This window comes from Frankia sp. R43, assembly GCF_001306465.1.
Lineage (GTDB): Bacteria > Actinomycetota > Actinomycetes > Frankiales > Frankiaceae > Parafrankia > Parafrankia irregularis.
Genome location: NZ_LFCW01000001.1, coordinates 327,525 through 342,277 on the forward strand (window position 1 = coordinate 327,525; position 14,753 = coordinate 342,277).

The following is a 14,753-nucleotide window of genomic DNA, read 5'->3' on the forward strand; positions in this document are numbered from 1 at the left end:
CCGGCTGCCGCTACCGGACGTCCGTCGGGAAACGGGCGTCGCACGGTGCCGCCGTGGGAGCACAGGTACCCACGACGCTCACCTGACTGGGCGAGTCGAAGGCGGTGGTGAGGTCCTCGACCCGCAGCAGGACGGCGGGGGGCCGGCCGACACCGTTGCCGTCGAGCTGGATGGTTCCGTAGACGCCGGGGTAGTCGGTGCTGGTGCAGACTCCGGCCGCCGGGCCGCGCAGGCAGCCCAGGATCCGTCCGCGGGCGTCCGACGCGGTGGGTGGAACACCCGCTCGTATCAACGCGTCGTTGATCAGCAGGAGTGAGTCGTAGCTGAACGCCGCCCACCCGCCGGCGAGCCAGCGGTCCTCCGGGTGGGCTCCCGGCCCCGCGCAGCGGCCCAGGTAGGCGCGGATGTCGTCGTAGAAGTCCAGCTGCTGTCCGCCGGCGCCGACGCCGGTGTCACCGGCGCCGGCCATTCCCGCGCAGGTCAGCGTGCGGCCCCGGTAGGCGATGAGCACCTGCACGCCGTGCGGCACATGGCGGGCCAGTTCCCGGTCCGCCAGGAAACGCCCCGCGGAGTCGGAGACCGCCACCTGCGGCATCCTGGATCCGCAGGCGAGACGAAGTGCCTGGGCGAACTCGGCGAAATCCGTGTACCGCCCACCGAAGAAGACCACAGGGCGCCCAGCACCGGACGTCTCCTCCGTAGCCGTAGCCGTAGCCGTGCCCGGACCCGGACCCGGACCCGAAGCCGAGGCCGAGGCCGAGGCCGAGGCCGTTCGAGGTTGGACGTCGGGTGTCTCCGGCGGGCAGGCGACGCGGGCGGTCTCGGAGAGCGGCCGGTCCGACGACCACGGTACGAGGGAGACCGGCACCGGCGGTGCGGCCGGGATCGATGCTGCCACCGCCACGGGCGCTGGCGGGCAGGTCGACCGCGCCTTCCCGAGGCCTGCGGCCCCCCCGGAGAGCTCCTGGACGTGTGACGACAGGCGCCGCCGCCGCACGTCGCAGTACAGCGAGGTCAGATAGAGATCGTCGGCGGCCGGCTCGGTCTGCGATGCGTCGGTGACCGGGAAGAAGAAGGCCAGCGGCTCGTTCCGGTTGCGGGCGTACTCGTAGATCAGCTGGACCTGGTCGTCGTTGGTGGAGTTGATCTGGAAGAACATCGGCTGCGGGCGGGGCGCCGCCGCGCCGGCAGCCGCGCTCAGGAGCGCGGCACCGGTCAGGGAGGTGCCGGGCGAGGAGGTACCGGGCGAGGAGGTACCAGCCGGGGAGGTGCCGGGCGCGCCCGTGGCGAGGTCGTCGTCGCGCCCGACGGCGCGGGCGAGAGGCTCCCCGAATCCGTCCGCGCTCATCGTCGGGCTGATCATCGGGACGCCGGCGGCGCCGAGCGACGCGCCCAGGGCGTCCTGCACCTGCGCCACGCTGTTCACGGTGATGACGGCGGCGGCCAGCGTCGGGTCCGCGGCGAGCTGCCGCAGCTTCTTCGTCAGGGTTTCCAGATGTCCGCCGATGGCGGTCTCGGTGCCGCGGCGGACCGTGAGGTCGCCGGTGTTGACGATGGCGAGACGCACGTACGGCAGGTGGGTGCTGCGCGCGCTGTTTATCCGCCGCTGTGCGGCGTAGGCGCCGGCGAGGCCCTCGTGCTCGGCCACCACCGACCGGATCGCCCTGGTGGGGGCGGCGGAGGTGAGAGAGGTGATCAGCGCGACCGTGACGAGTGGGCGCTGGGCGCCGGCCAGCTGTCGCACTCTCTTGTTCTCCCGGTAGATCAGGTCCTCGTCGAAGAGGTCGGGAGTGTCGTCGGGGCCCGGCTGGCGCACGGCGAGCCGGGCGGCGACGGCGGACACCGCCCCACCGGCGACGTTCCCGGCGAGCTGGCTCCAGCCGAGGCAGGTCCGGTAGCCGATCCACTCGTCCCCGGCGCTGTCGGTCGACAGGTCCTGCTCCGAGCCGGCCATGGGCCGCAGGCAGTAGGGCTGGCTGGGGCTGCGCTGGATGTACAGCGCCGTCGCCGTCAGGACTGACACGAGGGCATACGCGGTCAGCCGGCGCAGCCGCGGTCGGGCCCGCCGCGGCCAGGCAAGGGCGAGGAGCGCGAGGAACCCGCCGGCCAGCCGGGCACGGCAGCGCCTGGCGAAGCGCAGGCGAGCCACCGCCAACGCGGCGGCTCCCGGCCGCCACCATGCCGGGCCCGGCAGGCTGTTCCACCAGGTCACGACGGCCGCGGGCAGGCCTCGCAGGGCCCGGCGACGCGCCCGCAGCCAGGAACGGCCCTGCGCGCGTCGCCGCCAGGCGGCACGGATCTGCTGGTCCACGGTCGCCGGCATCGGATGGTCGGTCACGACGATCGCCGAGGGCCGGCGAGCGGCAGCGACGATCCACCACATCCATCGGGGCAGCCGCGGGGAATGCCAGCGGAGGTACTCGTCGAGCAGGACCGGCCGCCTGCCGTCCGCGGGCGTGGCCACGAGCAGGACCGGCAGGCGCCCCGGCACGTCACGCGCGCGGAACCAGCCGGTGGGGAAGAAGCGGCGCGCGTCGTACCGAAGGTCACGCAGGAGCGCCTGTGCCAGTTCCTGCTCCGTCGGTACTGCCCGGATGCCGCCACGGGCCAGTCGCCACAGCCCGGCGAGCAGCCGTGCGGCGATGAGCAGCATGCCTGTGCCCAGGCAGACGGCGCCGAGGTTGTACGCGAGGTCCCCCTGGCCGAACTCCCTGACGTCGGCGGCACTCATCAGGGAGGCGCCCAGGCTCGCGAGACCGAGCCACAGCAGGACGACCGGCTCCACCGCGTGCTTCCACCGCTCCCGCCGCGCGGCGATCCGCCGCCGGTCGAGGAGATCCTCCGCCTCACCGGCTCCGCCACCCGATCCACCGCCGGCTCCGCCCGATCCACTGACGGCTCCGGCCGGTCGCCGCAGCGCGGCGGTGAGATCGTCGTACCTCCGTGTGTCCGGAGCCGCCGAGCCCGCCCCGCGCAGCGCCTCGTCGATCGCGTCCTGGACGCGCCGGTCGTCGGCCCGTGGCACCCGCACCACCCAGGCACCGGGCACGGCGGCCGCGACCGCCGCCGCGAGCTCGTCGGACACGACCGGTGCCGAGACAACCGGACGGGCTCCCCACCACCACCATCTGCTGCTGCCGCCGCCGCTGCCGCTGCCGCTGCCGCCAGCCAACGCCACGACGTCGCGAACGACGTCCGGTACATCGCGCCGATCCGGTGAACCCGCCACTCCCCACCCCACCCGTGGTCACGCCAGGTGCATGAATGGGCACTGTAGCGGCAGGCGCCTCGTCACCCTGAGCGCGGCCAGGGGCGCACTAGCCCAGGGCGAGGTCTTCCAGAACGTCGGGATCGGAGACGTCCCGGCCCGCCGCCACGGCGTCGTCGTAGCGCTGGGCGGCCTGGGCGTCGACGTCGTCGGAAGTGACTCCGGCCTTCCAGTAGGCCGCGGCGCGCAGGTCGTCACGGGCCACCCCGAGATCGGTGAGCAGCACCCGGCGGATCGCCCGCACCTCCCCCGCCTCGCCGGCGACCCAGGCCAGCGTGCCGCCGCGCGGACGGGGCAGTGCCCGCACCCCGTCGGTCAGGCTGCCGGCCGGCACCCAGCGCACGTCGTCGCCGGGCCGGTCGGGCAGGAGTTCCCGGTCAGCCGGGGCGGCCCCGCTGATCACGACGACGGCTCGCTGCTCCGGCGGCAGGGCGGCGACGATCGCGGCGACCGCCGGCAGGCCGCAGACGTCGGCGGCGAGAATCGTCAGCTCCGGCCGCGCACCCCCGACCTGCGATCCGACCACGAACTCGATGCGCATTCCGATGATGCCGGCGACGTCGCCGCCCGCCAGGTCGTCGAGCCAGCGGGCCACCAGACCGGTGCCATGCGAGTGGACGTCGAAGGTGAGCCGGCGGGTGCCCGGGTCGAACGAGCGCACGGTGAACGCCCGCGACAGGCCTGGACCGTCGTCGCCGTCGTCGTCGCCAGCCCCCGGCGGGAACAGGCGGAAGGCATCGGCGGGCGTCGGGTCGGTGTAGGCGGCCAGGCCGGCTCCGACGACGGTCACCCGGCGGAAGGACGGCGAGACCTCGGCGACGGACTCGACCTCCACCGAGCAGTCGAGCAGGCGACCGGCACGGTCGGCACTGCGGGAACGGATCGCCTCGCGCAGGCTGGGCATCGCGTCAACACCCCTCATCTTCGGCTTAGGTAAGGCTAACCTAGCCAAAGCTGGGGCGCGGCGGAATACGAACGAAGCGCACGCCATGACGTAACAGCGCAGGTCAGCAGCCTCGCGCCGAGATCAGGCCCGCCCCATCCACGCTTGCCACCCACCGGTCAGAACCCGACATCCAGCGTGCCCGTTGCCCGGGTCGCTAGAGTCGATTCCGGTGATCAGAACGGCAGCGTGCGTCCACCCGCGGTCCGGGTCCGGAAGGGTCCGGAAGGGTCCGGAACAGCGGGCGGAACACGGTGACGGAACGGGGGCGAAGTGGCGGCACCAACTGACCTCAAGGTGATCAGAGCGCTGGCGGAGGAGTTCTCGGACCCGCTGGAGGCGAAGACCCTTGTGGAGCGCGCGGAGCTAAGACGGGGGCGGCAGCCCGGGTGGCAGACCGGGAACGCGGAGCTGTTCTGGTCGGAGGTGCACCGCCTCTTCAAGGGCGGCGCGGTTCTGGGTGGCTGGCCGAAACTGCTGCGCGAGGCCCACCTCGAACGGCCGGGCAATCCTGTCATCACCGCGGCGGCGGCCGCGGCAGGCGTCTCGATCACCTCCGCGGCGAAGCCCGCCTCCTCGCCCGATGACGCCCACGCCGCAGCGGATGACAGCGGTGGTGCCGGGCCAACGAACACAGCTGGTCCAGCAGCCGGCGCAGCCGGTTCGCCAGCGGGCACAGGCGGTTCACCGACGGGCACAGCCGGGGCCGCGCCGACCTCCGCGGCCAGCGGGCCGTCGACGGGCGCCATCGGCCCCTGGGACTTCTTCATCTCCTACACCGGGGCTGACCAGCGGTGGGCGGAATGGATCGCCTGGCAGCTGGAGGAGGCGGAATACTCGGTCTACCTCCAGGCCTGGGACTTCGTGGCGGGGTCGAACTGGATGAACATGATGACCAGGGGAATCGAGCATTCCCAGCGGACCATCGCGGTGCTCTCCAGTGCCTACATGACCTCGGTGTGGGGGGCGGCCGAATGGCAGGCGGCGCTGCGTCACGACCCTGACGGCTTCAAGCGCAAGGTGATCCCCGTGCGGATTGAGAACTGTCCGCGACCCGAACTGCTGGAGGGCGTGGTCTCCGTCGACCTGTTCGGTCTTGCGCGGGATCAGGCGAAGGAACGTCTCCTCGACACCGTCACGAGCGTTGTCGCGGGCCGGAGGAAGCCGGCCACCGAGCCGGACTTCCCACCCGACGGACCGGGTTCCACGCCCTGACAAGCGCGCCCGGGCGGGTGTTCGCCCCCTCCCCGGTGGTCATTCCAGCCCGATGCGACCAGACCAGGACAGCTAGACTTTACCCAGCCTGCATTCTGCAGCGATAATGCAGGCATGACCGTTGCAGTCACCGTACGCGACGTACCAGAAGACGTACGGGACACGCTTGCGCAGTATGCCCGCCAACAAGGCCAGTCGCTGCAGGCGTTCCTGCTCGGAGTGCTCGCACGGCAAGCCGGGTATGCCCGGAACCAGCAGATCCTTGCCGCCGTGGGCGGCGAGCTCGCGGCGGGTGGCGGCGCCGGCCCGGATGCCCCAGCTGCCGCCGACGTCCTGGCCGCTGCCCGCGCCAGTCGCGTCGAGGAGACGTCCGCGAACGAGCCCGGAGCGCACGTTTCCGGATGATCGTCGTGGACGCCTCCGTGCTTGCCAACGCCCTCGTCTACGCCGATGAGCGAGGGCATCGGGCCCGCTCGATCCTGAGTGCCGATCCCGAATGGGCGGCTCCCGAGCACTGGAAGATCGAGCTGTTCTCGGTCATGCGGGGGCTGGCACTCGGAAACAAGATCAGTGATGACATGGCGCACGCTGCGATCAGTCGGATTCCCGAGCTTGGCGTCGACCACGTTCCCGTCGAACCGCTCCTGCCTCGCATGTGGCAGCTTCGTGCCGGCATCAGCGGCTACGACGCCGCCTACGTCGCCCTCGCGGAATCCCGAGCCATCACCCTCGTCACCTCCGACGCCCGGCTCGCCCGCGCCGCCACCCGCTACTGCGCCATCCGCCTCGTGGATTAGACCGTCGCGGCGACCGCGGGCAGGCGCGACGTCGACCGCAGGATCATCCAGGTCCGCAGCGAGAACTGCCGGGAATCCGGTCATCGTCGCGCGCTCCGACAAACGAGGCCGGCAGGGCGGTTTGTGCTGAGGCAACCGGTGACCGAGTGACCAGTTTGGCGGGCAGGCACCGAGTCACCACGGCAATTTCCCGTGTCCGGCGTGTCAGGGTCTTGAGGGCGGCCGACCAACGCCTGGGCGAGTAGGCCGTCAGGAAGATGCGTAGCGGGCGGGGCCCGGCATCACCCGCCTGGGCGGTCCGCGTCGGTCACGGTCCATCCAGGCGCAGTTCGGCGGGTGGGACGGCGTAGCCGTCGTGGGCACCGGCTCTGGCCTCGGCACCGAGGGTCTTGGACAGTTCGTCCGCCGTCCAGGTGTCGCCGGCGGCGGTGTAGACGGCCTCGACGCGGGGCCGCGCCAGCACCCCGATATGGGTTCCGTAGGTGATGAGAACCTGGCCGGTGATCGGCGCCGAGGCGGGGGACGCGAGCCAGGTCACGACCGTGGCGACGTGCTCGGGGGCGAACGGGTCGGGGCCCTCGTCCGGTGCCGGCCGGAAGGTCGCCGACGTCATCGCGGTGCGGGCCCGCGGGGCGACGGCGTTGGCGCGCACGCCGTAACGGGCCGCGCCCTGGGCGGTCGACAGGGTCAGCGCGGTGACGCCGGCCTTGGCCGCGGCATAGTTCGGCTGGCCGGGCGGCGCGAGCAGGAAGGACTCCGAGGTGGTGTTCACGACGCTGGCCTCGACCGGGCCGCCGACGGCCTTGGAGCGCTCCCGCCAGTAGGCCATCGCCGCGCGGCAGGTACCGGCGTGCCCGCGCAGGTGTACACGCACGACGGCGTCCCAGTCCTCCTCCGGGAGGCTGAACAGCATCCGGTCGCGGATGAAGCCCGCGTTGTTGACGAGGATGTGGAAGCCGCCGAACGCGTCGACCGCCGCCTGCACGAGGCTCGCTCCCACCTCCCAGTCGCCGATGTCGCCGCGCATCGCGAGGGCCGCTCCCCCGCTCGCGTTGATCTCCTCGGCGGTGTCGGCGACGGACTCCGCCAGGTCGTTGACGATCACGCTGGCGCCGGCCGCGGCGAGGGCGAGCGCCTCGGCCCGTCCCAGGCCCTGGCCGGCTCCGGTCACCACCGCGACCCGGCCGGCGAGCGGGCCCGGGCCCACCGGACCACCCGCGCCACCCGCGCCACCCGCGCCGCCCGCGCCGCCGCCTGTGTCATCCCGATCGGTCGCCGCACCACCGGACATGTTCGGCCTCCCGTCCACCGCCGGGGCCCACCGTGACCCACGCCAGGCGGAAGTAGAACACGTTTCATTCGATCTGGACAACAGCCCTGACGGCTCATCAGGTTTTCGTCCATCGCGGTTGTGCGCGACTGGAACCCGTTCTAGATTCGCTCTGCGAACGGGAGCGCCGCACCCACTGGGAGGACGCGTGCCGACGGCTGCCGACACGACCATCACGCCCGCGGAGGACGGCTCCGGAGCCGCCACGCCAACACCGGAACCGGGCCCGGCGCAGGAGCAGGAGCGGGCCGGGCTCGCCGATCGGCTGCGCGCGGAGGTGGGCGCCCGGGCACCCCGGCGCGTCGCGCGCCATCCCGTCAACGAGCCGATGATCGCGCACTGGTGCGACGCGATCGGGGACGCGAACCCCGCCTACACCGACGCGGCGCACGCCGCCACCACGGTGCACGGCGGCCTTGTCGCTCCTCCCGCGATGCTCGACGTCTGGGACCGGCATGGCCTGCTCGAACGCCGCGAGGCGGACGACCCGCGGGCGCGCGTCATCGCCACGCTGGAGCAGGCCGGGTTCATCTCGGTGGTCGCCGTCAACGCCGAGCTGGAGATCCACCGCTACCTGCGGCCCGGCGACCTGCTCGGCAACGTGCAGACGCTGGCGGACGTCTCCGCCGAGAAGCGGACGGCGCTCGGCGTCGGGCATTTCGTCACGTCCCGGCACCGGTTCACCGACCAGGCCGGCGAACACGTCGGCGACCTGCTCTTCCGCATCCTGAAGTTCCGGCCGGGCAGCGGGCAGCGCCCACCGGCCGCGGCGAAGCCGAACTCCGCGAACGCCTCGGGCGCCAGCTCCGTCCCGACGCGGTCAGGACCGTCGATGCCGTCAGGGCCGCAAGAGCCGCAAGGGCCGCCTGATCCGGATCCCGCTCGGCGGCCGCGGCCCGCGATCAACCGCGACAACCAGTTCTTCTGGGACGGAACACGAGCCCGGGAGCTGCGCATCCAGCGGTGCGACGGGTGCGGGGCGTTGTTCTCCCCGCCCACCGCCAGGTGCTGGCACTGCGGCGGCTTCGAGCTGGGATGGATCGTCGCCTCCGGCCGCGGCCGGCTGTATTCGCACGCCGTCGTCCACCACCCGCCGGCACCCGGGTTCCGCTATCCGCTGCCGGTCGGGCTGATCGAGCTGGCGGAGGGGACGCGGGTGGTCGCCGACCTCGTCGGCTGCCCCCCGACCGGCCTGCGGGTCGGGATGCCGGTGGAGCTGACCTGGGTGGAGACCCATCCGGCGCTGGTCGACGGCGCGGCCGACGAGCGCGGGCCGATCGTCCTGCCCGCGTTCCGCCCCGCTCCCCCGCCGCGGCGCACCGACACCCTGACCGCCCCCGAGGCCGCGGCAGCCGTCCAGCGCTCCGAGGCCTCCGCAACCCGCGAAGGGCCCGAAGGCCCTGATGGCCCTGAACGCTTCGAAGGCTTCGGAGGCCGCGAGGCGGAGCTGGCGTTGTGGTCGGTTCCGGTCACCGCGACCCTGATCGTCTCGGGTGCGATCGCCACCCGGGACTTCCAGCCCGTCCACCATGATCGGGAGCTGGCCGCGCGGCGCGGGTCCGCCGACATCTTCCTGAACATCAACACCTCGGTCGGCCTGCTGCAGCGCTATGTCAGCGACGCGCTCGGCCCGGACCTGATCGTCCGCGCCATCCGGGTCCGGCTCGGAGCACCCGCCTACCCCGGCGATCATCTCGTCTTCACCGGCCGCCTCACCTCGGCGGACGCCCGAACGGGACGGGTCACCGTCGCGGTCCGCGCGACCGGCGGCCTCGGGGACCATCTGGTCGGCGCCGTCGAGGTCGTCCTGCCCGGCGGCCGGGAACACGACGAGGCCCGCGCCGCCGCCGCCTGGCAGTCGCGGTCGTGAGCGGGCACAGCTACGCCGGGCGGACGGCGATCGCCGGCATCGGCGCCACCGACTTCTCCAGCGACTCCGGGCGCAGCGAGCTGCGGCTCGCGCTCGAGGCATGCGTGGCCGCGCTCGACGACGCCGGGCTGCCGGCCTCCAAGGTCAACGGGCTCGTCACCTTCACCATGGACGGCAACCCCGAGTCTGACCTGATGCGCGGGCTGGGGATCAACGAGCTGACCAGCTTCAGCCGCATCCATTTCGGCGGCGGGGCGCCGTGCGCGACCGTGCAGCAGGCGGCGCTTGCCGTCGAGGCGGGCGTCGCCGACTACGTGCTGTGCTACCGGGCGTTCAACGAACGCTCCGGGCGCCGGTTCGGCTCCGGTGTCGGTGACCGGCCGACCGGCACGACCACCGAGCAGGCGTCGTTCGCCTGGACGTCGCCGTACGGGCTGCTGACCCCGGCGTCGTGGGTGGCGATGTTCGCGACCCGGATGATGCACGAGCACGGCGTGACCACGGAGGACTTCGGGCGGGTGGCCGTCGCGTGCCGCCGGCACGCCGCGACGAACCCGCTGGCCCGGTTCCATGGACGTCCCATCACCCTCGCCGACCATCAGGCGAGCCGGTGGATCGTGGAGCCGCTGCGGCTGCTCGACTGCTGCCAGGAGACCGACGGCGGCCAGGCCATCCTGGTCACCACCCTCGAGCGGGCCCGTGACCTGCGCCAGCCGCCGGCCGTCATCGAGGCCGCCGCGCAGGGCATGGCCGACGACCAGCAGATGATGCGCTCGTTCTTCCGGGAGAGCCTGGTCGGCCTGCCCGAGGCCGCGACCTGCGCCCGGCAGCTGTGGGAGACGTCCGGGCTCGGCCCCGACGACATCGCCGCGGCGGTGCTGTACGACCACTTCACCCCGTTCGTCCTCACCCAGCTGGAGGAGTTCGGGTTCTGCGGGCGGGGCGAGGCGGCGGACTTCATCCGCGACGGCGCGATCGAGCTCGGCGGGCGCCTGCCGGTGAACCCGCACGGCGGGCAGCTCGGCGAGGCCTACCTGCACGGGATGAACGGCGTCGCGGAAGGTGTACGGCAGGTGCGCGGCAGCGCGGTCAACCAGGTCCCGGACGCCGACCATGTGCTGGTCACCGGCGGCACCGGCGTCCCCACCAGCGCACTCGTCCTCGGGAGGGACCGTTGACCGCGCCCGGGTGGCTGGATCTCGACGACGGGGCGACGGTCTGGGAGCTGGTGCGCCAGCGTGCCACCCTCACCCCGGACGCACCGCTCCTGATCATCGACGACCCGGCGACGGCCGACCACGGGAGCGGCAGCGACAGCGGCACCAGCACCGGCACCGGCACCGGGAACACGCTGAGCTGCGCGGAGTTCGCCGCGGAATGCGAGCGGGTCGCCGCCGGCCTGCACGCGCTCGGCATCGGGCCCGGGTCGGCCGTGAGCTGGCAGCTACCGACCAGGCCGGAGACCGTCGTCCTGTCGACGGCGCTGGCCCGCCTCGGCGCCGTCCAGAACCCGATCATCCACATCTACCGGGAGCGCGAGGTCGGCTTCGCGCTGGCCCAGACCGGTGCGGAGCTGTTCTGCGTGCCGGGCCGCTGGCGTGGCACCGACTTCCAGTCGATGGCGCAATCCGTCGCCGCCGCCCTGCCGCACCCGCCTCGGGTGCTGTCCATCGGTGCCGGGATCGACGGCGAGAGCGACGGGAACAGCACGAGCCGCTGGATCGGCGGGCTGCCCACCGGTGACCCGGCGACCCTGCCACCGCCGCCCCCGGCGACCCGCGAGTCGGCCCGCGCGGTCCGCTGGATCTACTACACCTCCGGGACGACGTCCGACCCCAAGGGTGTGCGGCACAGCGACAGCACCCTGATCGCCGGCGGGCACGGCCTCGCCGCGGCGCTCGGAACCGGCCCGGCGGACGTCGGATCCATCGCGTTCCCGTTCGCCCACATCGGCGGCCCGGACTATCTGATCATGATGCTGGTGAGCGGCTTCCCCGCGCTGCTGCTGGAGACGTTCGACCCGGCCGCGGCCATCGCCGCCTACCGGCGCGCCGGGGTGACGATCGCCGGTGGGTCGACCGCGTTCTACGCCGCAGTGCTCGGTCAGCAGCGCGCCGCCGCCGCGCGCGGTGAGCGCGGGCCGGTCGTACCGACCCTGCGAATGCTGTCCGGCGGTGGCGCGCCCAAGCCGCCGGAGCTGTTCGCGCAGCTCCTCACCGAGGCCGGTGTGCCGATCGTCCACGGCTACGGCATGACCGAGGCCCCAATGATCACCTCCGGCCGCCGTGTCGACACCGACCACCAGCTCGCGCACACCGACGGCCACCCCGTGCTCGGCGTGCAGGTACGGATCGTGCGCCCCGACGGAACAGTCGCCGCACCCAGCACGCCCGCCACGCCTGGTGCTTCTGGCGAGCCTGGCGCCGAGGGCGAGATCCGGGTTCGTGGCGCGACCGTGTTCCACGGCTACACCGACCCGGCGCTGACCGCCGCCGCCTTCGACGACGACGGCTGGTTCCGCACCGGCGACCTCGGAACCCTCGACGCCGACGGCCATCTCACCATCACCGGGCGACTCAAGGACGTCATCATCCGCAAGGGCGAGAACATCTCCGCGAAGGAGATCGAGGATCTCCTGTTCACCCATCCGAAGGTCGGCGACGTCGCGGTCATCGGCCTGCCCGACCCGGAACGCGGCGAGCGCGTCTGCGCCGTCGTCGAACCGCTTGCCAGCGCCCCGGTGACCGACCACCCGGCCACCGGTGACCCGAGCCACCTGACGTTCGCCGAGATGACCGAGCATCTGCGGGCGGCCGGCCTGGCCCGGCACAAGGTCCCGGAACAGCTCGAAGTCGCGGCGGAACTGCCCCGCAACGCCACCCTCAAGATCCTCAAACACGTCCTGCGCGACCGGTACGGAACCAGCTGAAGCTCACTGGATCCGCGACTGAATCCCGGATCTTCGGTCTACGCCCGTGCGAGCCTGTCGCGTCCACCAGCCTGGCTCGCACTGCCCACTGGCGCTCGTCAATGTCTGCGCCCGTCCGTCCCTCCGTGTGTTTGTGCTCGTGCATAGCTCACTGCCCGTGACCGGCTCCGATGGGCCGAGGATCGACTAGATGCCTTGCATGGAATATCCCCTCGATGTAATACTGCGGTGGTGGATATCGACTGGCCCGAGGACTTCGGCCGGTGGCTCGACCGCCTTGAGGGAGAGGCGCGGACTGGCGACGAACACTCGCGTCTCCTGCTGACTTACACCGCCCGCGCCCTGGACCAGTTGCGGAGCCTGACAGATCCGCCATCTCGGGACGGCGAGACTGCCACCCTGCGCTGGGTACGGCAGTCTCGCCGCTACCCGCTCTGGCGGGTCTCGCACGCCTACGACCCGCGGGTGGCCGTCCGGCTGATCTGCTGGTTCCCCCTGGGCGCCGGCACCGTGGTGGTCACGCTGTTCGCCGCGGACAAGGCCGGGTTGGGAGACGTCTTCTATGACGGAGTGGCCGCCAGAGCCGATCCCATGATCGACCAGTGGAAGCGCGAGACCTCCTACGAGGAGAAGTCATGACAGAGGACGCCCCGCAGCGGCCGTCGAAGTTCGTCCGCGGCAACGACCACCTGGACCGGCTCCTGTCCGACCCCCGGCTCGCCGCCGATGTCGCCGAGGCCCACACGGCGGCCGAGGAGATGGACCGGGTCCATGCCATGAACCTGGCGATGATCCGCAAGGCGGCACAGATGACCCAGACAGAGGTCGCCAAGAAGCTCGGTGTCGGCCAGGCCGCCGTCTCGCGCCTCGAAAGCCGTGAGGACATGCTCCTGTCGACCCTCTACGACTACCTCACCGCCACCGGCGCCGACACCGCCAGCATCGTCGTCACCGTCCACGGGCGCCGCATCGAACTCGACCTCGGTACCGTCCGAGGTGCCCGGACCGCCTGACAAGAGACCAGGGCGCCGAACGGCGCTCGCCTCGTGATGTTTGTCCTCGCGGTCGAACGCGGCGTAGAGAGGACCGGTATCCCACAGGATCACCGACGTCTCGCCCAAGGCCGTCAGCGTCGAACAGCCCCTCATCCACCCGTTCGGACAGATCATCGCGGCCACTGTCGAATGCGCCGATGACGGCGGGAGGGCTCATAACCGAGTTCCACGACTGGGACGACATCCGCGCCGAACTGCATGACGGTGACGATGCTGCGCTGGCAGCCGAGCGGGGGTCGTTTCCTTGCGCCCTCGCACAAACGCCAGCGACGCGCCGATCGGTTGGGGGCACCGGTTACCACAGCGCCGTGTCCTAAACGCCGGTTCGGCTGTCGCCACAGACCGACGTACCTGGCCTGGGCGCCGGCGGTTTGGGCTACTTCACCGCGACCGGGGCGACGGGGGCGCCGAGGGCTCCGGTGAACGGTTCGGGGGTCGCGCAGAGCAGGAAGCGGTACTCGCCGTCGGCGGCGCAGTCGGCGGCGAGGGCTTCCAGGTCGAAGTTCTGGCCCTGCAGCAGGCCCATCTCGACCAGGTGGAGCAGGTGGACGGGCAGCAGCAGGTCGGGGCGTTCGCAGGGGAAGACCTCGAAGGTCAGCGTGTCGATGGCGACGGCGGCGACGTCCCGGGTGCGCAGCCAGCGGACGGTGCCCAGCGACATCCCCGGTGACGGGTAGGTGTAGCCGGTGCGGTCGCCGGCGTGCAGCAGCTGGACGTGCCCGGTGCGCACGAGCACGATGTCGCCGGGTGTGACATGGGCGCCGGCGAGGTCCGCGGCGGCGTCGAGGTCGTCGGCGGTGATGGCGTGGCCGGCGGGCAGGCGGTCGACGCCGCGGGCGCGGGCGACGTCGAGCAGGATCCCGCGGCCGGCGACGGCGCCGATCTTGTCGGCGCCGCAGCGGCGGGCACCGGCGGTGGTCACCGTCGACGTCGGGAAGCCGTTGTACAGCCGGCCGGCGTAGGTGGCGTGCGCGAGGGCGTCCCAGTGGGTGGCCGCCTGCAGGCCCATGATGACGATGTCGTCGCTGAAGCTGACGTCGGCCGGGTCGCCGGTCAGCGGCTCGTTGACCGACAGCATGGTGCGCAGCGGGTTCAGGCGGCCGGGCACCATGCCGGTCTGCGGGCCGTTCGCCGACAGTCCCAGCGCGAGCGGGAACAGCCGGCCGTGGCGGGCGAGGGCGGCGCCGGCCCGCACCGCCTCGGGGGTGAGCAGGTTGAGCGTCCCGCGCTCGTCCGCCGGGCCCCAGCGGCCCCAGTTGTTGACCGCCCGCGCCAGTTCGTGGAACTCCTCCGGCATCGCCAACCGACCGGTCCCCTCCCTGCCACGGTGAAAGCGAAACGACGAG

General features: G+C 72.4%; 12 protein-coding genes. 8 read left to right on the plus strand and 4 right to left on the minus strand.

Translation table 11 applies throughout. The features are described 5' to 3' along the window. Positions 1–10: 10 nt before the first annotated feature. Together ACG83_RS01070 and ACG83_RS01075 are read right to left on the minus strand one after the other, a co-directional pair. Entirely contained in the window at positions 11–3,229 is a 3,219-nt protein-coding gene (locus tag ACG83_RS01070; RefSeq protein WP_054564286.1) for a hypothetical protein, read from the minus strand. Positions 3,230–3,317: 88 nt separating this feature from the next. Next, positions 3,318–4,190, minus strand: coding sequence for a siderophore-interacting protein (locus ACG83_RS01075; protein WP_235497492.1), 873 nt, complete (start codon positions 4,188–4,190; stop codon positions 3,318–3,320). A 294-nt stretch (positions 4,191–4,484) separates the two neighbouring features. On the opposite strand from ACG83_RS01075, the gene ACG83_RS01080 reads away from it, so the two are divergent. From ACG83_RS01080 to ACG83_RS01090, 3 genes are all read left to right on the plus strand, one after another. Then, positions 4,485–5,426 (plus strand): toll/interleukin-1 receptor domain-containing protein, encoded by a 942-nt coding sequence (locus ACG83_RS01080; protein ID WP_054564288.1) that lies wholly within the window; start codon positions 4,485–4,487, stop codon positions 5,424–5,426. Positions 5,427–5,540: 114 nt separating this feature from the next. Beyond that, complete coding sequence (locus ACG83_RS41835) at positions 5,541–5,831, plus strand: hypothetical protein (protein WP_076823657.1); 291 nt, start codon at positions 5,541–5,543, stop codon at positions 5,829–5,831. Next, the gene (locus ACG83_RS01090) at positions 5,828–6,223 is read left to right on the plus strand and encodes a type II toxin-antitoxin system VapC family toxin (protein WP_054564290.1); all 396 of its coding nucleotides are present in this window, start codon (positions 5,828–5,830) and stop codon (positions 6,221–6,223) included. Before ACG83_RS41835 ends, ACG83_RS01090 begins: the two co-directional genes overlap by 4 nt. Positions 6,224–6,530: 307 nt before the next feature. On the opposite strand, the gene ACG83_RS01095 is transcribed toward ACG83_RS01090, so the two are convergent. Further along, complete coding sequence (locus ACG83_RS01095) at positions 6,531–7,514, minus strand: SDR family NAD(P)-dependent oxidoreductase (protein WP_200931255.1); 984 nt, start codon at positions 7,512–7,514, stop codon at positions 6,531–6,533. A gap of 187 nt (positions 7,515–7,701) precedes the next feature. On the opposite strand from ACG83_RS01095, the gene ACG83_RS01100 reads away from it, so the two are divergent. From ACG83_RS01100 to ACG83_RS01120, 5 genes are all read left to right on the plus strand, one after another. Beyond that, positions 7,702–9,423 carry a MaoC family dehydratase N-terminal domain-containing protein gene (locus ACG83_RS01100; protein WP_054564291.1) on the plus strand — a complete coding sequence of 574 codons (1,722 nt, stop codon included), beginning with the start codon at positions 7,702–7,704 and terminating at the stop codon, positions 9,421–9,423. Beyond that, entirely contained in the window at positions 9,420–10,601 is a 1,182-nt protein-coding gene (locus ACG83_RS01105) for a lipid-transfer protein (RefSeq protein WP_054564292.1), read from the plus strand. The genes ACG83_RS01100 and ACG83_RS01105 overlap by 4 nt, the downstream gene beginning before the upstream one ends. After that, positions 10,598–12,352 carry an AMP-binding protein gene (locus tag ACG83_RS01110; protein WP_054564293.1) on the plus strand — a complete coding sequence of 585 codons (1,755 nt, stop codon included), beginning with the start codon at positions 10,598–10,600 and terminating at the stop codon, positions 12,350–12,352. Before ACG83_RS01105 ends, ACG83_RS01110 begins: the two co-directional genes overlap by 4 nt. 228 nt (positions 12,353–12,580) lie before the next feature. Continuing rightward, positions 12,581–12,991, plus strand: coding sequence for a hypothetical protein (locus ACG83_RS01115; RefSeq protein ID WP_235497494.1), 411 nt, complete (start codon positions 12,581–12,583; stop codon positions 12,989–12,991). Beyond that, entirely contained in the window at positions 12,988–13,365 is a 378-nt protein-coding gene (locus tag ACG83_RS01120) for a helix-turn-helix domain-containing protein (protein ID WP_063792961.1), read from the plus strand. The genes ACG83_RS01115 and ACG83_RS01120 overlap by 4 nt, the downstream gene beginning before the upstream one ends. Positions 13,366–13,783: 418 nt before the next feature. On the opposite strand, the gene ACG83_RS01125 is transcribed toward ACG83_RS01120, so the two are convergent. Then, positions 13,784–14,710 carry a cyclase family protein gene (locus ACG83_RS01125; protein WP_054564294.1) on the minus strand — a complete coding sequence of 309 codons (927 nt, stop codon included), beginning with the start codon at positions 14,708–14,710 and terminating at the stop codon, positions 13,784–13,786. Positions 14,711–14,753 lie beyond the last annotated feature (43 nt).

Bases quoted from the DNA above. Each gene is read 5' to 3' on its own strand.
- ACG83_RS01095 (WP_200931255.1), bottom strand. From the start codon at position 7,514: ATGTCCGGTGGTGCGGCGACCGATCGGGATGACACAGGCGGCGGCGCG.
- ACG83_RS01120 (WP_063792961.1), top strand. From the start codon at position 12,988: ATGACAGAGGACGCCCCGCAGCGGCCGTCGAAGTTCGTCCGCGGCAAC.
- ACG83_RS01075 (WP_235497492.1), bottom strand. From the start codon at position 4,190: ATGAGGGGTGTTGACGCGATGCCCAGCCTGCGCGAGGCGATCCGTTCC.
- ACG83_RS01090 (WP_054564290.1), top strand. From the start codon at position 5,828: ATGATCGTCGTGGACGCCTCCGTGCTTGCCAACGCCCTCGTCTACGCC.
- ACG83_RS41835 (WP_076823657.1), top strand. From the start codon at position 5,541: ATGACCGTTGCAGTCACCGTACGCGACGTACCAGAAGACGTACGGGAC.